General features: G+C 44.7%; 12 protein-coding genes. 8 read left to right on the top strand and 4 right to left on the bottom strand.

Annotated features, from left to right (window positions below):
- Positions 1 to 211: 211 nt before the first annotated feature.
- From MUY27_RS05745 to MUY27_RS05730, 4 genes are all read right to left on the bottom strand, one after another.
- Positions 212 to 1,387: a nucleotidyltransferase family protein gene (locus MUY27_RS05745; protein ID WP_245129029.1), complete on the bottom strand. Its 1,176-nt coding sequence runs from the start codon at positions 1,385 to 1,387 to the stop codon at positions 212 to 214.
- A gap of 10 nt (positions 1,388 to 1,397) precedes the next feature.
- On the bottom strand, positions 1,398 to 1,598 hold the full coding sequence (locus MUY27_RS05740) for a hypothetical protein (RefSeq protein WP_245129028.1): 201 nt from the start codon (positions 1,596 to 1,598) through the stop codon (positions 1,398 to 1,400).
- Positions 1,599 to 2,106: 508 nt separating this feature from the next.
- Complete coding sequence (locus MUY27_RS05735; RefSeq protein ID WP_245129027.1) at positions 2,107 to 3,630, bottom strand: gluconokinase; 1,524 nt, start codon at positions 3,628 to 3,630, stop codon at positions 2,107 to 2,109.
- Positions 3,631 to 3,638: 8 nt separating this feature from the next.
- Positions 3,639 to 4,520, bottom strand: a complete 882-nt coding sequence (locus MUY27_RS05730) for a helix-turn-helix domain-containing protein (protein ID WP_245129026.1) — start codon at positions 4,518 to 4,520, stop codon at positions 3,639 to 3,641.
- A gap of 256 nt (positions 4,521 to 4,776) precedes the next feature.
- Here MUY27_RS05730 and MUY27_RS05725 point away from each other — a divergent pair, with 256 nt between their 5' ends.
- From MUY27_RS05725 to MUY27_RS05690, 8 genes are all read left to right on the top strand, one after another.
- Entirely contained in the window at positions 4,777 to 5,730 is a 954-nt protein-coding gene (locus MUY27_RS05725; protein ID WP_245129025.1) for an RraA family protein, read from the top strand.
- Positions 5,731 to 5,757: 27 nt separating this feature from the next.
- Positions 5,758 to 7,041, top strand: coding sequence for a mandelate racemase/muconate lactonizing enzyme family protein (locus MUY27_RS05720; RefSeq protein ID WP_245129024.1), 1,284 nt, complete (start codon positions 5,758 to 5,760; stop codon positions 7,039 to 7,041).
- Complete coding sequence (locus MUY27_RS05715; RefSeq protein ID WP_245129023.1) at positions 7,041 to 8,141, top strand: bile acid:sodium symporter family protein; 1,101 nt, start codon at positions 7,041 to 7,043, stop codon at positions 8,139 to 8,141. The genes MUY27_RS05720 and MUY27_RS05715 overlap by 1 nt, the downstream gene beginning before the upstream one ends.
- A 208-nt stretch (positions 8,142 to 8,349) precedes the next feature.
- Positions 8,350 to 9,186, top strand: coding sequence for a fumarylacetoacetate hydrolase family protein (locus tag MUY27_RS05710; protein ID WP_245129022.1), 837 nt, complete (start codon positions 8,350 to 8,352; stop codon positions 9,184 to 9,186).
- 5 nt (positions 9,187 to 9,191) lie between these two features.
- Positions 9,192 to 10,784 (top strand): aldehyde dehydrogenase (NADP(+)), encoded by a 1,593-nt coding sequence (locus MUY27_RS05705; protein ID WP_245129021.1) that lies wholly within the window; start codon positions 9,192 to 9,194, stop codon positions 10,782 to 10,784.
- 18 nt (positions 10,785 to 10,802) lie between these two features.
- Positions 10,803 to 12,518 (top strand): IlvD/Edd family dehydratase, encoded by a 1,716-nt coding sequence (locus MUY27_RS05700; RefSeq protein WP_245129020.1) that lies wholly within the window; start codon positions 10,803 to 10,805, stop codon positions 12,516 to 12,518.
- A gap of 24 nt (positions 12,519 to 12,542) precedes the next feature.
- Entirely contained in the window at positions 12,543 to 13,862 is a 1,320-nt protein-coding gene (locus MUY27_RS05695) for a gluconate:H+ symporter (RefSeq protein WP_245129019.1), read from the top strand.
- A gap of 172 nt (positions 13,863 to 14,034) precedes the next feature.
- Positions 14,035 to 17,199: a SusC/RagA family TonB-linked outer membrane protein gene (locus tag MUY27_RS05690; RefSeq protein WP_245129018.1), complete on the top strand. Its 3,165-nt coding sequence runs from the start codon at positions 14,035 to 14,037 to the stop codon at positions 17,197 to 17,199.
- Positions 17,200 to 17,205 lie beyond the last annotated feature (6 nt).

The following is a 17,205-nucleotide window of genomic DNA, read 5'->3' as shown; positions in this document are numbered from 1 at the left end:
CGCCATATTTATACCTGTTCAATTTATCGATGAAAAAGCCAGGAACCACTATCTGCGCGACCATCCTTTTTTATCACTTAAATGCTTATGATGTTGATGGTACAAATTAATCACGTAACGGTCAATCCTGTAGGCTGGGATCAGAAGAATTGGCAACCGGTTTATATTTAGAAGCAATTGGCAGATAGCAACAATTAGCAAAATGAAATAATTATGTTAGGAGTTTAATAATATACTTATTCATCAATCTAACTGGCCTAATGATAAACAATAACGGCACAAGGCGAGGGGGTAGATTTAAAAGAAGGTCACTTATATTAGGTCTTGCCACTGAACGTATCACCTTAATCATAAAAACAAAGTTTTGTCTTAAACTTTGATTTTTTATGAAGGTCTTAAAAAGTTGAAGCCGATTGACCATCGGGAGGTGAGCATTCTTGTCTGCTAGAAAAATAGCATAAAAAGCCTCAACTTGTGGTGAAGTCCCGAATTGAATGCCTAAAATGTCAGTTAGTGCTGCTGATCCGGCATATAGAAAGCGTTCATATCCTAACTTCAAATAAAGGTCTTCTATTTTTTCAAAATCCAGACGTTCTCCGGCAGTATTGACTATGCAGGCTAAATCAACCAGGTATTTAAATTTAAATAAAGGCTCTTTAAGAAGATGATGCGAAGAAACGCAGATAAAATCATAGGTTTCATTCAAACCCGGAACATCAGTGCCATCTCTTTTCTTAAAGTTACCTGAAAAGAAATCATATCCCGGAAAAGCATTGAAATGACTTTCCACTAAAGACCATTGTATTTCCACTGAGCAGCTCAGACCTGAGAAGTGTCCGGGTGTTTTGAATGATAAGTCTCTACAATTTTTCATTACATAGCCAAGGTACTTTGTGGGTATATCGTATTTATGATGATAGTTGTGTTCTTTAAAATATTCAATAGCCTTTATAACATCCCTTTGGCTAACCAAAAAATCTATGTCTGAGCTTTCACGCAAAAAAGGCTTTTTATAGTAACTAGTAGCAAAAAACGCCCCTTTATAACTTAAAGCATGGATATTATGAACTTGAAAATCCCTTGCTAATTCACGGGTGATTTTAAGCTGATAAAGGTTTTTCTGTTGAATTGTCGAGGCGGCTGCTTTTAACATATTGAGTACAGAGTAATCAATTTTAAGATCAAAAGTCTCTATTATATCGTACAGAAATCCGCGAATACTATTAAGCTGGGCACTTTTATAAAATAATGTCCAATCAATGTCGGTATCTTCTAAATATTTTTGAACGTCAAGTAGTAGGGCTTTTTTGAAATATAACCGACAAAGTAATATGATCAGGGTTTGTTCGGCGGAGTAGCGGCGACGCAACTGTTGCGTAGATAACATAAATTCTTGTTTATTTGCCTAAATCACTCGTGCTCTTGATCCAACGCATTTTCCAATCCAAAAGAAATCCCTTATGAAGTGCTTCCTTGCTTATTTCTACTTGTTCTTTCTCTAAGACTGTTAATAAATCGTCAAATGTTCTTAGCGAACCGGACAATTTGGTATCTGTTTTAAGGCGATCTATAACGTTTAGCGCTTTTTGTATTGACATGGGCTTTTAGATTAATATATCGATACTGCATTTTATAAGCATGAATACCCCAACCATTCATATTTTATCGTACGGTGTAAAAAATCAATTTATTAAAAAATAAATGCACTGTACAATTAGCTCAAATTCTGCTGTAAATTTCACTAAATTACTTAAAAAGCAGGATAATGTATACCCCTAACTTACCATAGTAAGCAACAAATTTCAATGAAGCCGAAGGCAACAAAACCAAACTGAATTTACGCGATCATTCCTTCAAAAGCTACCCTTTAGGCAATAGAAAGCGTTTTTGGGTTATCTTTCCAATGAAACCTGATCTCAATGTATTTACCTTACTCATAATTGAAGTTATAGTTTCATCTTCATACCCGGTGAAATTTGCGTTAATTTCTGGATAAATGCAGGTTTTTAGATTATTTCATTTATTGCTGAACGCATGGCCCAAGAATCAGGATTGTACCAGCGTTAATGTAAAGCGGCATAATAAATGGCAACCGTTGGCAGGCAGTTAGCTGTAACGCTGCTGCAGGTCAGAAATGAGGTTAAATTCATCAGCTACCTTGGTAATCAGACTTTCAAACACCCTAAAATATTGGGCGTAAATCTCATGATTTTCTGCCTTTGGATAAAAGGTTTGATGCATATTCACTGTTTTAGAAGCCTCTTCCAGAGAGGGGTAGAGCCCCATCTCGGTGGCGCTTAACAGGAAGGCTCCTCTGCCTATACTATCTCCATGGCTTAGTGTACTTACCGGCTTATTAAAAATATCGGCAATAATTTGTGTGCAAAGCGGTATCGAAGCAAAGTTACCATTAATAGAGAGGCCTTTAATATGGCGATGTTTCTCCAGGGACCGGCCTATACTATACATCTCAAATAAAATTCCCTCGATCGTAGCCCTGATGAAATGTTTACGCTCGTGCCTGATGTTCACACCAAAATAGCAGCCGCGGGCATTGGGGTTCCATATTGGTGCACGTTCTCCGTGCAAAAAGGGAAGAAATATCAAACCGCCCGAGCCCACTTCTACTGTTGCTGCTTCCTGGATCAGTTCATCCATAGACTGGTCGATATCATATGCTTTCTGAAAATCGCCGAATTGTTTGGTGAACCAGTTAAATATAACGCCGCCGTTGCTTGTTGGCCCCCCGGTAATAATATGTTTTTCTGTAAGCAAGTAATTAAATATCTGTTGTTTAGGGTCATCAATGATATGGTCGCCGATGATGCGGAAAGCACCGCTGTCTTCGATAGTGATTGTGGCCATATCATTGCCCCATACGCCGGCGCCCAGCGTTGCGAGGCAGCCATCGCTTGATCCTACCAGGATTTTTACTGCAGGTAGCAGTTTCAGTACCCTTTGATATTCTTTCTTAAGCGTCAAGTCCGAGTAAAAAACGGGGTGTAAAGCGGGTAGTTCCTCAGATGTTATACCGGCAAAATTCAACGCCGCCTCGTCCCAAGCCAGGGTGTGGATGTTCATCAAACCGGTTGCTGATGCGATGCTGAAATCTATCACACATGCGCCTGTGAGTTGCTGTATAATATAGCTTTTTATCGGTAGAAACTTTTTTGCCAGCTTAAATTTGTCCGGTTCGTTATTTTTCATCCAGCAAATTTTTATCAAAGATGACATTGGGTGTATCGGGGTACCAGTGGCTTTATAAATTGCCTCGCCCAGTGCGCTAGCTTTTAATTCTGCAGCTTCTTTTTTCCCCCGGTTATCTGCCCAGGTAATGGCGTTGCCCAAGGGTATCCCGTCTTTGTCAACAGCCAGTAAGCTATGCATTGATGAGCCGAAGCAGATACAGCTTACCGTGTATTTTTTTGGATAAATCTTCTCTATAAGCAGGTTTTTTAGTATGTACAACATCGTAATAAACATCTGCTCCGGATCCTGTTCGCTATGGTCGTTTTGTTCATGAAAAGTGGGGTAGTGCCCCTTGGACGAACTGATTAAGTTTCCGGAAAGATCGAAGGCAAAGACCTTGACTGCGGCTGTGCCCATTTCTATAATGATGATACAATTCATGATGTACGTTATTGATCTGTTGTGTTGTTTTTCCTGAATTCTGTCGGTGTATAGCCGGTTAATTTCTTAAATGTTGTAGAAAAGTGCTGTGAAGAATAAAAACCGGTATTCAGCGCTATCTCGGTTACGTTCACCTGGTTTTTCTTGAGCAATTTGGTGGCTTCGGCTATTCTGATCATGATCAGATAGTTCAGCGGCGAGAAGCCTGAATAATTTTTTACCTTTTCGGTAAAAGCCGTAGTGCCCATACCTATCAGTGTGGCCATTTCTTCAACCGTCCATTGATGGGCAAGGTTTTGTCTTAAAGTTTGTTCCAGTTTCAGGAAGTTTTGCGGGAAATCCCGCCTGGAGTTATTCTGTCTGATGAACTGACGGCTGATCAACACAAAAAGCTCATCGAGCAATTGGTTAATACGTGTATAAAAGCCCACTTCTTCGTTTAGCAGCTCCGTTTGCAGGTTTTGCATCAGGGTATGCGCTTCTTTTAATTTTAAAACGGGCTGTTCTTTATTAAGCATCAATATCTGGTTGACCGATATTTTTTCTTTTTTGGTTAAGCCGCTCCATTTGCCCAGTAACAGTTTGCTATGATCTTCGATAGATATTTTGATCCAAAATAGCGCCCCGATGTTCATAATACCGCTTTGGCCGCCGATGCATTGTCGTGGTAACACTATAGCAAAATCACCGGGATACAAGGTGTGTTCCATAGAATCAATGATCCAGGTAAACTTTCCCTCCAGTATATAATACAGGCAAATACAATCGCAAACATTGCTGCTAAACGAGTTGAGTTGGATGGTATTATTTTTTTTATGGACAAATTCAAGTATATGCGGGAAGTCCGCAAGCTCCTTGGATAAGCCTTGCTGAAGTATCAGTTGATTCATTCAGGATAATAATTGGTATGCTGCTGCGGCTATTACAAAACCTTGCAAGTATTTAGGTGCCCAACCCGGTTCCCTAACCAACAAGTTTACGCATTATCATACCAACATTTGTATAAAAATCATCGCTGTTTTTTAATGGTATCTTCCGGGTTTTATAATGGCATTATTTGTTTAATTATAAACCAATTCCAAAAACTAAACCGGCCTGCTGTTAACTGCGGGTCCCCCGCATTCAGCGTGCACATTAAACTTTATTATGAAAAAATGGCGTTTCCTTGTCTGCATTTTAGGTGTTGTCTTATTGCATTGCTGCTTAGGTATTCAAGTAGCATTTGCCCAGCAAATCACTAAAGACGAACTAATCTTTTTAACCCCTGAGTGGAAAGGCGAGCGTTTTGCAGACGGGCGTCCAAAGGTACCCGATGGTATCCTGACGAGAATGAAAAAGGTTAGTATAGAAGAAGCGTGGGCGGTATTGAAAAATGCGGGTTACGGTTACCAGATAGCAGATAACTGGATGGTGATAAACCCCGACAGTGTATTGGTAGGGCGGGCAGTAACGGCAACGTTTATGCCTGCCAGGCCAGATGTATGGAAAGCTATTGATGACCGTGGTAAGGCCAGGGGAAAAAAAGGGCAGAACACCTGGCCGGTAGATCTTTTGATAAAAGGAGATGTGTACGTGGCTGACCAGTTTGGTGCGCACAAGAACGGGCCTACCATTGGTGATAACGTAGGAAATGCCATATACGCAAAAACCGGTAATGGTATTGTATACAATGGTGCTGTTAGAGACATACGCGGCTTAAAAGAGATCGGGGGCTTCACATCGTTTGTTGAAAGCTATGATCCATCATATCACAACCCGCCGGGCGACCTTAATACCATGATTGTTGGTATAAATCAGCCAACCCGGATTAAACAGGTTACCGTAATGCCGGGCGACGTTGTGCTTGGCGAAAATGGTATAGTAATATTTATACCACCCCATTTGGCCGAGAAAGTGGTGACCACTTCTGAGATTGTAAGGCTAAGGGATATGTTTGGGCACCTGCGCCTCAAGGAAGGAAAATACACAGCCGGGCAAATAGATGCGCGATGGAGCGATGACATAGAAAAAGATTTTTCTAAATGGCTTAACGACCATATTAACGAACTGCCCGTGCCCAAAGAACAAATAAAAGAGATTCTTAAAAACCGTACCTGGTAAAATAACCTACCCTTAGTAATCAAATTTATGTCAAACAAACAAAACAGGCGTAGCTTTCTAACTAAAGCTTCGTTAGCCGGTGCAGTTGCACTCGCCGCGCCGCTAAGCAAAACATTTGGTCAAGGTTTAATAGATGCCAAAGAGCGTACCCCGCAAGCATCGGCTCCCTCAGACCTGAAAATAACTGAAGTAAAATGTGCCTACGCCGGGGGCGGGCTATTTGTGAAAATATACACCAACCAGGGAATATGGGGCTCTGGTGAGGGTGTTGACGCAATAGTGGGTACCTATTATTTGGTAAAACGGCTGGAGTTTTTTCTAAAGGGACGCAGCCCGCTTAATCCTAACAGAATAGCCGAAGAGATCCGTAAGGCAAACTTTTTTGGCGGAGCACAGTCAGGTATGTTTGTTGCCGTACTTACCGCTATTGAGGCCGCGCTTTGGGACCTCACCGGCAAGGCGTTAGGTTTACCGGTTTACCAACTGCTGGGTGGCAAATACCGGGACAAATGCCGGGTATATTGTGATACCGAGTTATACACGGCCACGCATCCCGTTCCGGCGGATTATGCAAAGGCTGCACGAGGCGCTGTAGACCGCGGCTACACCGCCGTAAAATTTGATATCGATGATGCCTGGGATCCCAATAAGTTTGACCGTTACAATTGGACGGCAAGTAATGCCGAATTGGACAGGATGTATAACGCCATTGCTGCGGTAAGGAAAGAGGTAGGCCCCAATATAGATATCTGCGTAGATATGCATGGGCGCTACGATGCCACTACAGGCCGCAGGGTAGCCAAAATGATGGAGCCTCTGAACTTGATGTGGTTAGAGGAGCCTATACCGGCGGATAATATTGATGTTTATAAAACGATAACACAGGAAACAACCACGCCTATTTGCGCCGGTGAAAACTTTTATCTGGCCTATGGTTATACCAGGTTGCTCTCTGAAGCCGGGATAGATATTGTAATGCCGGATTTGCAGAAGTGTGGTGGCCTGGGCGAAGGGCAGCGCATCGCCAACCTGGCCAATTTATACTATGTGCCTTTTTCACCCCACATGGTAGGCTCATTCCTTGGCGCCATGGCCACCGCCCATGTTTGCGCATCGGTTCCCAATTTTCACATTCTGGAGTGGCAAACACTTAGCGATACAGAACCGAAATGGAAGGAGATAGTCACTTATGATAAGCCTTTTATTGAAAAAGGTTTCCTGGTAGTGTCTGATAAGCCCGGGATAGGCGTAGAAATAAATGAAGAGGGCTTGAAAAAATACGCTACGCCCGGTGTGCCTTTCTTTGCCTGATGGCCTGGAGTATGCGTACCTTTTATAAAATAGCTATGATGCTTTCTGCGGCGGCATTAGTCGCCGTATTGTTAACCATCGTTTGCAGGGGAGCGGTTTATGCCGGCCCATATGTGCTTGCCTTCTTCTTGCTGCTGGCTATTGGTTGCAGGGGCTTTGAAAAAACCAGGAGCTTTGCTTACACCATCGTGATTTTTTTTGCTGCAACTATGGCTCTTTATTATCCGGGTCTATTTCTTAGCTACAACAGTTTTAAGTATGCCACGCTGATTGTACCGCTAATCCAGCTAATTATGTTTGGTATGGGTACATCTATGCACTACCAGGACTTTCTGGGGGTATTCCATGCGCCAAAGGGCTTATTAATAGGCGTATCAAGCCATTTCATCATCATGCCCTTGCTTGGCTTTAGCATCGCCAGCCTGGGCGTAAAGTTCGCGGCGATGCCCACGGAGGTAGCAGCAGGTATTATTCTGATTGGTTGCTGCCCCAATGGTATGGCATATAATGTAGTTTCCTACCTGGCCAAGGCGAATCTCGCCTTATCTGTTACAATTACCAGCATTTCCACGCTGCTTTCGCCCCTGGTCACGCCATTTTTGATGAATTTACTTGCCGGGCCATTAATCAAAGTAAACCCATGGCAAATGGTTGGAGATATCTTTAAAATGGTAATGATCCCCATTGCCCTGGGGCTGCTTTTTTCATTTATGGGCAAAGGACGCGCTAACGGGTTAAAAAAGTTGATGCCCTTAGTATCGATGGCGGGTATCGTCGGGATCATCATCATTATAACGGCTGCAGGTCGCGACAGCTTACTCAAAGTTGGGCCGCTGCTTGCCGTGATGGTATTGGTTCACAACATCGGCGGCTACCTGCTTGGCTTTTGGTCAGCCAAATTTTTAAGGATGGAAGAGCGCGACTGCCGCACCATAGCAATTGAGGTAGGTATGCAGAACGGGGGCATGGCAGCGGGCCTGGCAAAAGGTCTGGGTAAAATAGCAACCCTTGGCCTTGCACCGGTAATCTTTTCCACGTTGATGAATATTACCGGCTCTTTGTTAGCGTCTTACTGGCATAAAAAAACAGTAAAGGAATAATTCAAAAAATTGATATAGAGATAGTTATTAAACTATCCGGAGATAAGTTACCGCAGCAAGATGTGTAAAATTCATCGCTGTGGTTTTTTAGAAGACAAAGCCACTTCAATTAACATTCTTTGTAAAGCAACCAATTGTAACCAAATAATTACATTCTTTTTTTTGACTGTGTTACTAGCCGGGCAAACCCGGCATAATAAAAACAGCTATGCATATTTTTAAATCAAACGGAAAAGTTATTGTCCAATACCTGGAGAAACTTTACACTTCTGCGGAGTGGTGCTGGGATAGCTTTATAAACCGCCAGGGGCTTCATCAGCAGGTGCTGCAAGATATCATGAATTTGCCCGCCGGTATAGCACAGCCTGCCAGCCTTGAAAATATAGACGCGCCTATTGCCGGGCAGGAGATATGGGCGTCGGGAGTAACCTACCTTCGGAGCATGGACGCGCGGATGGAGGAAGCGAAAGATGCAGGAGGCGGTGATTTCTATTCCAGGGTATATAATGCAAAGCGCCCGGAACTCTTTTTTAAATCGGCCGGGTACCGCGCAATTGGTCCGGGCGGTACCGTGCGCATTCGCAAAGACTCCAAATGGAACGTTCCCGAGCCCGAACTGGTATTGTTTATCTGTAGCGCCGGTACTATCGAAGGATATATGATCGGCAATGATATGTCGTCGAGAGATATTGAGGGTGAAAACCCGCTTTATCTGCCTCAAGCCAAATCCTATGACGGAGCTGCATCCATAGGACCGTGCCTATTCGTCCCTGCTAAACCTATTGATCCAGATACCAAAATTCAGATCGAAATATTGAGAGGCAGCGAACAGGTATTTGCTGATGAAGTGCTGATCAGCCGGATGAAGCGTACACATGCGGAACTGGCAGAATATCTTTTGATGGAATTGTCGTTCCCACAGGGTGTATATCTGATGACCGGAACCGGCATCGTCCCTCCAGATTCTTTTACACTTCAATATGGAGACGTGGTTAATATCAGTATCGGCAGTATTGGTCGGCTTTCAAATGTAGTAGGGGAGTAATAAGGATGAATGTTGATGGTAAGCAAATAATTAATGGAGTAAGCGCGACAACCGGCACTGAATTCTTTTATGCGGTGGAACGTGTAAAAGGCAACAGGCTGGACACTCGTTTTTTTAATGCCTCCAAAGCCGACATAGACATGGCAGTAACGGTGGCGCAACAGGCCTTTGAGGTAACCCGGAGAAAAAGCGGCCTGGAAAAAGCCTTGTTTTTAGAGGCAATTGCTTCAGAATTAGAAAAGGCGGGGCCACAGATAGTTGAAATGGCTTGCCTGGAAACGGCGCTTCCTACCGCACGGATAGAAGGTGAACTGCTGCGTACTGTTAATCAGGCACGATTGTTTGCTAAGCTAGTTCGAGACGGCAATTGGGTAGAGGCGAAGATAGATACCGGCGATCCGGATCGGAAACCAGCGCCACGGCCTGATATCAGGTCAATGCAAAGGCCGGTCGGCCCGATTGCGGTATTTGGCGCGAGCAACTTTCCGCTTGCTTTTTCAGCTGCCGGCGGCGACACAGTGAGTGCAATAGCTGCAGGCTGCCCGGTTATATTCAAGGCGCATCCCGGGCATCCGGCTACCAGCGAAATCGTAACCAGGGCAATACTTGCGGCAGCTTACGCAACTGGCATGCCGGCGGCATATTTTTCATTGTTGCAAGGTGATAAGGCAGAAGTGGGCATAGCGCTCACCAATAGTGTAGGAATTAAAGCAATCGCTTTCACCGGTTCAAACCGCGTTGGCAGACTGATATTCAATGCCGCCGCGGCCCGTCCAGAACCGATACCCGTTTTTGCCGAAATGGGTAGCAGCAACCCGGTATTTCTATTACCGCAAGCCATGGCAGAACGGTACGAAGCTATAGCCGCCGCTTACACCAATGCTTTAACCCTTGGCGTGGGGCAGTTCTGTACTAATCCCGGTATGTTGATACATGAATCTACAGGGGCTCAAGAGCGTTTTTATGAAAACTTGATCAATAATATCAATGCTGCTCAGGGTGGCGTAATGTTAACCGATGCGATAGCTCATGCTTACGCTAAGGGGGTAGCTGGCCGGCACGCGAATGAAGCCCTGGAATTATTAGCGCAAGGGGAATTGCCACAAGATGAGCAGCTTCAGGTACCGGCCCTTTTTAAAACAAACCTTAATACATTTCTTGAGCAGCCTCAACTGGAGGAAGAATTGTTCGGTCCGTCAGCAATTGTTGTTGCGGCGAGATCAAAGGCCGAAATGATAAACTTCGCGGAAGGTTTGTCTGGACACTTAACAGCCACTGTTCATGGCACCGAAGATGAATTGATACTGTATAAACCGCTTCTTGAAATCCTGGAAACTAAAGTGGGGCGGTTAATCATCAACGGTTATCCGACTGGAGTAGAAGTGGTGGAGCCTATGGTACACGGCGGACCTTACCCAGCAACATCAGATGCGCGTACTACATCTGTTGGTACCGGGGCCATATACAGATTTACCAGGCCGGTATGCTACCAGGGCATGCCCCAGGCTTTGTTGCCTGATGAGTTAAAGGACGGCAACCCGCTGGGTATCTGGCGCTCTATTAATGGGCAGTTTGAAAATACATCCATTAGTAAATAAATAAAAGGATAAAGAATAATGTCACAATTCAGAAGTTCGGATTGGTTTGGTAAATCGGGTAAGATGGGTTTCTTATACCGTAGCTGGATGAAAAACCAGGGTATACCCGGCGACCTTTTCGACGGTAGACCGGTTATCGGTATTTGCAACACCTGGTCCGAACTTACCCCCTGTAACGCGCATTTTCGCGACCTGGCCGAAGCCGTTAAGCGTGGCGTTTATGAAGCCGGCGGCTTTCCGGTCGAATTTCCCATCATGTCATTAGGTGAAACATTGCTTAAACCCACGGCGATGCTTTTCAGAAACCTCGCCAGTATGGATGCAGAGGAATCAATTCGTGGTAACCCTATTGATGGTGTGGTACTACTCACCGGTTGCGACAAGACCACTCCCTCTACCATGATGGGTGCGGCAAGCGTTGACTTACCTACGATTGTAGTTCCTGGTGGGCCTATGCTTAACGGGAAGTTCAAAGGGGGCGATATAGGATCGGGCACATCCGTTTGGAAACTGACCGATGATCTTAAAACCGGTAAAATTACTACAGAAGACTACCTGGCAGCAGAAAGTTGCATGTCGCGTAGCGCGGGACATTGCATGACCATGGGGACAGCTTCTACTATGGCATGTATGGTAGAATCATTAGGAATGTGCTTGTCAGGATCAGCTGCTACCCCGGCAGTAGATTCGCGTAAAAAGGTACTGGCACAGCTATCCGGCAGGCGCATTGTAGAAATGGTTAAGGAAGGGCTTGTCATGTCAAAAATCCTTACCCGCTCTGCTTTCGAAAACGCAATAAAAGTAAATGCTGCTATAGGCGGTTCAACCAATTTCATTATACATCTTACCGCCATAGCAGGGCGCATAGGGGTAGATCTATCCCTTGATGATTTTGACAGGCTGGGTAGTAAAATTCCTTTATTACTTAACCTGATGCCATCAGGCAAATTCCTGATGGAAGACTTTTATTACGCTGGCGGCCTGCCCGTGATTTTAAAGGAGTTAGTAGAGGTGCTGGATATGAACACGCTTACGGTTACCGGTAAATCACATGCCGAAAATATAAGTAAGGGAGGTATTTGCTATAACAACGAAGTGATAACAAGCTGCCAAAACCCCATTATTCCTGAAGCGGGCATCGCCGTATTGAAAGGGAACCTGGCGGTAAATGGTGCAGTTATTAAACCTTCGGCAGCTACTCCAGCCCTCATGCAGCACACCGGCAGGGCGGTAGTTTTTGAAAACATAGAAGATTACCATGCAAGGGTAGATGACCCTGAGCTGGACATTGATGAAACCTGCGTGATGGTGCTAAAAAGTGTTGGCCCGGTGGGCTACCCCGGTATGCCTGAAGTTGGCAATATGGTGCTGCCAAAAAAGCTTTTGGATAAAGGGGTAACAGATATGGTGAGGGTTTCTGACGGTCGCATGAGCGGTACGGCTTATGGTACCGTCGTTCTGCATGTTTCGCCAGAGTCTGCTATTGGCGGTAACCTTGCACTTGTGCACAACGGGGACCTGATAAGACTGGATGTGCCCGCGCGAAGAATTGACCTGCTGGTAGAAGATGCTGAACTGGAAAAACGGAGGTCTCTGTGGCAGAAACCAGCCTATCATACTGATAGGGGCTACGTTTCGATGTACCAACGCCATGTACAACAAGCGGACAAAGGGGCCGACCTCGATTTCCTGGTAGGAAATTCGGGTTCGGTAGTAACGCGTGATTCTCATTAAAAAACATAGCGCCGATTGAATATAATGGTACTTGTACTCGTCTTATGTATACTGCTGCTGGTAATGCTTATATCCTGGGCAAAGGTTAATGCATACCTCGCTTTCCTTATCGTTGCGCTGTTGGCCGGCTGTCTGTTCGGGATGCCGTTTACCAGGGTAATTACGTCGGTAAACAAGGGGCTCGGGGATACCCTGGGGTCGGTTGCTATCATCATCATATTAGGGGCTATGTTGGGCAAACTGGTGGCCGAGAGCGGGGCTGCACAACGCATAGCTAATTTTATGCATGCCCTGTTTGGTGCCAGGTATGTAACTTATGCTATGGCGTTAACGGGCTGTGTTGTAGGTATCCCCTTATATTACAACGTCGGCTTTATACTGCTGGTACCTATTATATTCTCTGTTACTCAAAGCTATCGCCTTCCACTGCTGTATGTAGGCATGCCTATGCTTACGGCTTTATCAGTGATGCATGGTTTCTTACCGCCACACCCATCACCCATGACATTGATCAGTGTTTTTCATGCTGATATAGTGAAAACCTTCGGCTACGGATTGATTATTGCTACCCCGGCGATACTTGTAGCGGGGCCATTATTTGCCATCACGCTCAAAAATATCAGACCTAGTGGTTCCAACATGGTCAAAGCCTCTGCGGTGTTGCCTGAGAAAGAATTACCCGGGATCCTCAACAGTATAGTATCCTCGCTTCTGCCCGTCATGCTAATTTGCCTGGCCTATTTGTTGCCTATGCTTTTTGGGCCTGCTCCCTGGATAATAGCCTTAAGCCATTGGTTAGTCGAGCCGGTTTCTGTCATGCTGTTAACGGTCATCATAGCTACCTATACACTGGGGTTAAGCAAAGGGAAGTCGATGACGCAAATTATGGGTTGTTACGGTAACGCGGTAAAAGAAATAGCCATGATCCTGTTGATCATAGGTAGTGCCGGGGCCTTAAAGCAGGTTTTTGTCGACAGCCGGTTAAATGACGCGCTTGCCGTTATGCTGGTTCATTCGGCCATGCCCCCTTTATTACTTGCCTGGCTGGCTACTGCTTGTTTACGGGTTTGCCTTGGTTCTGCCACCGTAGCTGGCGTAACCGCTGCCGGCGTTTTATTTCCAATTGCCCATCACGCGGGAATCAACTCCAATTTACTGGTACTGGCAATAGGCGGCGGCAGCCTTTTCGGGTCGCATGTAAATGATACTGCCTTCTGGCTCTGCAAAGAATACTTCGGGCTATCGGTAAAAGAAACCTTAAGATCCTGGACGGTTATGGAGAGCCTCGTTTCGGTAATAGGTCTTGCCGGGGTGCTATTACTAAACGGCTCGCTCGAAAATTAAAAACTAATGAACTAAAAGATTAATAAAACACTAAAGCCGGTTAAATTATGAAGAGAAAAGTACATAAATAAGCAAATCGTTGCCGACCAGGCAACATACAGGGTAATTGTACTCACGAGCCCAATCTGTGAGGCGATTAAAACGATATACACCAATTAACCAACCTAAAATTATGAAAAAGAAGATTCACGCATACAGCATGTGCCTGTGTGTTTTTATAAGTGTGCTATTGACGCTTATTTTAACAGCAGATGTAAAAGCGGGGAACACAGGTAATCTCCGTATCAATATTAATAAAGAAACAAATGCCCAAACGGTAACCGGTAAAGTTGTTGATGAAAAAGGAGCACCACTTGTAGGTGTTAGCGTAAGCGAACGGGGTACCACCAAAGGGACGCTCACAGATGCTAAGGGTAATTACCGCTTACAAGTATCCGGCGGAGACGCGGTATTGTTATTCACCTACATCGGTTATGTATCTAAAACAGAATCATTAAGCGGCCGCAGCGTTGTCAACGTTACCCTTGAGCCCAAAGTAAGCGCTCTTAATGAAATTGTGGTAACAGCGTTAGGTATCAAACGGGAGTCGAAAAAACTCGGTTATGCGGCAGAAAACGTACGCGTGGGCGAGATTACCACTAACCGCAGTACAAACTTTGTAAACGCCCTGGAAGGTAAAGTAGCGGGGCTTGATATTACGCCACCAGCCGCGGGTCCGGGCGGAAGTACAAAAATCAGGCTGCGCGGACAATCTTCATTCGGGGGCGAAAACTCACCGCTGATCGTATTAAACGGTTTGCCCTTATCTCAAAGCCCATCGAGTGCTAATGGTTATACCCAATCGGTGGATTTAGGTGATAATATGCAGCAGATCAACCCAGATGATATTGAATCGATGACGGTATTAAAAGGTGCTACTGCGGCAGCCCTTTATGGTTCCCGTGCAAGCAACGGCGCCATTATCATTACCACCAAAAGCGGTAACAAAAATTCAGGTATTGGTATCGAGTTTACTTCAAACTTCACCCAAAACCAGGCATTGGACTTTACCGATTTTCAATACGAATACGGGCAAGGCGAAAATAACGTACGGCCTAAAACCCAAGGACAGGCGCAAAGTTCAGGCGCGTGGAGCTTCGGTGAAAAATTTGATAACGCTCCTACCTATCAGTTTGACGGTGTACAACGGCCCTACGCCCCCGAAAAAAATCGTATCAGTAAATTCTTCAGGCTGGCTAACGCATGGACCAATACTATTGCATTTTCAGGCGGCGGCGATAAAGGAAGCTTTAGGTTTGCCTATTCAAACCAGGATGCGCAAGGCATAGTCCCCAATAATGATTATCATAAAAAGATTTTCAACCTTGGGATCAACCATAATTTTACGCCTAAGCTTTCTGCACAGGTTTACGCGAATTACGACCACGAGAACAATAATAATCCACCAATAATTGGTATTCAGGGTACCTCAGTCACTAACTACATATACCGTTATTCTAACTCGGTTAGCCTCGATGTATTAAAAGCAGCAGCTGTTGACGCTAATGGCAACGAAACGCCTACTTCAAGGTTCACTACGCTAACCAATCCTTACTGGATCATGGCAAAACAATTTACCAGGCAAACCCGTGACCACCTTCTGGGCACCGCCACGTTGCGCTACCAGTTTTTTGACTGGCTTTATTTACAGGGTCGCGCGAATATGGAATACAGCACATCGTATTACGAGCAGAATGTACCTACAGGCACGTTGGCAGTCGGCGCCGCACCCACAGGTCTTTACAATGGCAGCTATACCTCAAACGACAATTCTTACCGCGCGCTAAACGCCGACTTCTTGCTTGGCGGAGGTCACAAATGGGGCGATTTTTCTTTTGATGCCACCGTCGGCGGAAATACTTTCCCATCTTCTTCCCAGGGTTATAATGTAAGTGCAACAAATTTTTATGTAAGGGATTTTTATACCCTTGGCAATGGCGTGACTACTACATCGGGCTACAGCCTTTCTAAATCAACTGTAAATTCTCTTTATGGCACTGCTGAGTTTGGCTATAAGTCTTACCTGTTTTTGAATATAACCGGACGTAACGATTGGTTTTCGGTTTTAAGCCCTACGCATAACCATTATTTTTATCCTTCTGTAAGCGGCAGCTTTGTTTTCTCCGAAATGTTTAAAACACTGCCCTCGTGGCTTTCATTCGGAAAGTTGAGGGCTACTTATGCCAATGTGGGTAGCGCAAACGGTATTGCCCCTTACAGCAACTCGCTTACCTATTCTATTTCTCAAAATGCTTTTAATGGCGTTCCGGTAGGCAGTATCAACAATACTACTACTCCTAACCCCGATATTAAGCCGTATAGTGTAAAGGAAAAAGAAGTAGGCCTTGAACTGCATATGTTTGATAGCCGCGTTAATCTTGATGTGGCAGCGTATGATAAGCGTACCACCAATCAGATCTTGAGCGTTGCTATTTCAAATTCTTCGGGATATACAGGCACTATAGTAAACCTGGGCAAACTGCAAAACAGGGGTATGGAGTTCCTGTTAGACCTGGTGCCGGTTAAGAGGAGCAACTTTACCTGGCGCTCTGCCTTTAACACGGCTTATAATACCTCTAAGGTACTGGCACTGGCAAATGGGCAAAATCAATTAACCTTGGGCACTGGCGAGTTCTTTGGTTCGATTGTTGACCAGGTGGGTTTGCCGTTGAACCAAATCCAGGGTGCAACATACAAGCGGGACGCCGGTGGTAACATCATCGTCTCTGGCGGTAAACCGGTAGCAAGTACCAGTCCAAAACTTTTCGGCAGTGCGTTACCTAAAACTACCGGTGGCTGGGTTAACACATTCACCTATAAGAAACTTACGCTGATGGCTCATATCGATTATAAATTCGGCGGGAAAGTTTTATCAAGTTCTAACCTGAATTTCCTGAGGGAAGGTTTATCTAAAGAATCGTTGGTAGGCCGCGAAGGCGGCGTGAAGTTTAATGCGGTAAATGCTGATGGGTCGCCAAACACAACAGCTGTAAACGCCGAAGATTTTTATGCTAATTACCGTTCACAAGGTATTCTGGACCCTTTTATTTATAAATCAGATTTCATCAAATTGAGGAACCTTTCTTTAAGCTACGATTTCTCTAAAATGGTGAAAACCAAATTTATTAAAGGCCTGGTACTTTCAGCTGTTTGCCACAATGTGCTTATTATCAAAAAATACCTGGCAAACCTTGATCCTGAAGCCATACAATCAAGCGGCGACATTCTCACGGGGTATGAGCAAGGGTCTTTACCTACTACAAGGACTTACGGATTCAATCTTAACGTCAAACTTTAAAACGTA

It is taken from the genome of Mucilaginibacter straminoryzae, from assembly GCF_022953055.1.
Classification (GTDB): Bacteria; Bacteroidota; Bacteroidia; order Sphingobacteriales; family Sphingobacteriaceae; genus Mucilaginibacter; species Mucilaginibacter straminoryzae.
Note: the sequence above shows the minus strand (reverse complement) of the source record. Positions and strands in the feature narration are given on the sequence as shown.

Excerpts from the sequence above, each read along its gene's own strand:
- MUY27_RS05745 (WP_245129029.1), bottom strand. The coding sequence starts at position 1,387 with ATGTTATCTACGCAACAGTTGCGTCGCCGCTACTCCGCCGAACAAACC.
- MUY27_RS05740 (WP_245129028.1), bottom strand. The coding sequence starts at position 1,598 with ATGTCAATACAAAAAGCGCTAAACGTTATAGATCGCCTTAAAACAGAT.
- MUY27_RS05735 (WP_245129027.1), bottom strand. The coding sequence starts at position 3,630 with ATGAATTGTATCATCATTATAGAAATGGGCACAGCCGCAGTCAAGGTC.
- MUY27_RS05730 (WP_245129026.1), bottom strand. The coding sequence starts at position 4,520 with ATGAATCAACTGATACTTCAGCAAGGCTTATCCAAGGAGCTTGCGGAC.
- MUY27_RS05725 (WP_245129025.1), top strand. The coding sequence starts at position 4,777 with ATGAAAAAATGGCGTTTCCTTGTCTGCATTTTAGGTGTTGTCTTATTG.
- MUY27_RS05720 (WP_245129024.1), top strand. The coding sequence starts at position 5,758 with ATGTCAAACAAACAAAACAGGCGTAGCTTTCTAACTAAAGCTTCGTTA.
- MUY27_RS05715 (WP_245129023.1), top strand. The coding sequence starts at position 7,041 with ATGGCCTGGAGTATGCGTACCTTTTATAAAATAGCTATGATGCTTTCT.
- MUY27_RS05710 (WP_245129022.1), top strand. The coding sequence starts at position 8,350 with ATGCATATTTTTAAATCAAACGGAAAAGTTATTGTCCAATACCTGGAG.
- MUY27_RS05705 (WP_245129021.1), top strand. The coding sequence starts at position 9,192 with ATGAATGTTGATGGTAAGCAAATAATTAATGGAGTAAGCGCGACAACC.
- MUY27_RS05700 (WP_245129020.1), top strand. The coding sequence starts at position 10,803 with ATGTCACAATTCAGAAGTTCGGATTGGTTTGGTAAATCGGGTAAGATG.
- MUY27_RS05695 (WP_245129019.1), top strand. The coding sequence starts at position 12,543 with ATGGTACTTGTACTCGTCTTATGTATACTGCTGCTGGTAATGCTTATA.
- MUY27_RS05690 (WP_245129018.1), top strand. The coding sequence starts at position 14,035 with ATGAAAAAGAAGATTCACGCATACAGCATGTGCCTGTGTGTTTTTATA.